At 43.9% G+C, this 613-nt stretch carries 1 protein-coding gene; it reads right to left on the minus strand.

Translation table 11 applies throughout. The annotated features are described in order from the left end of the window. Positions 1–49 precede the first annotated feature (49 nt). The coding region (locus tag ABEA43_RS67910; protein WP_345581655.1) for a YdbT family protein at positions 50–613 on the minus strand (564 nt) is incomplete at its 5' end.

Consider the following 613-nt stretch of genomic DNA (forward strand, 5'->3'; position numbering starts at 1 on the left):
ATGATTATCACACACGTGATGATCAATATAATTTCGCAACAAGTGAAGCTCAAGAGTTAGAAAAATTAAAAAATGAATATATTATCTCACCGTCTGAGTATTCCAGGCAAAACCCGTAATATTTAATGGCAGACATGGCGCCACCGTAGGCTATCCCAGCCAACGTCACGAGCGCACCAAGGACAACTTTATGACCCAGTTCCCAACTCTGTATTGTCCTCAAATCGGATAGCAGATCCACCTCTATCCCCTGCAACTCCATTACACGAGTTAAAACACTTGCGACGGCGGGAACAACGAGAATAAATTTTCCATATGTAAAACCTATCGCAAAATGGTCACTGGCGGATAGGCTTGGGGCCAACTTAAAAACTTCGCCTGATGGCCGATTAATATTAATCGAATCTAATTCACGCTCCAGCGCACCAGGCTTCTCTTGAGATTTTGTTTTTTTCGACGAACATTTTACTGAATTGGCAATTTGAGACGCCAACTCTTCTGAGATCGCACCAATGTGCACGCTCGAACTAGCTGAACCTAAGGCGAGAATATGAACTCGACACAGCCCGGTCCTTTGTAGCACAAAATTCGCGTCCGTATTTACGGATCTGAC

It is taken from the genome of Nonomuraea rosea, assembly GCF_039539705.1.
Taxonomy (GTDB): Bacteria; Actinomycetota; Actinomycetes; order Streptosporangiales; family Streptosporangiaceae; genus Nonomuraea; species Nonomuraea rosea.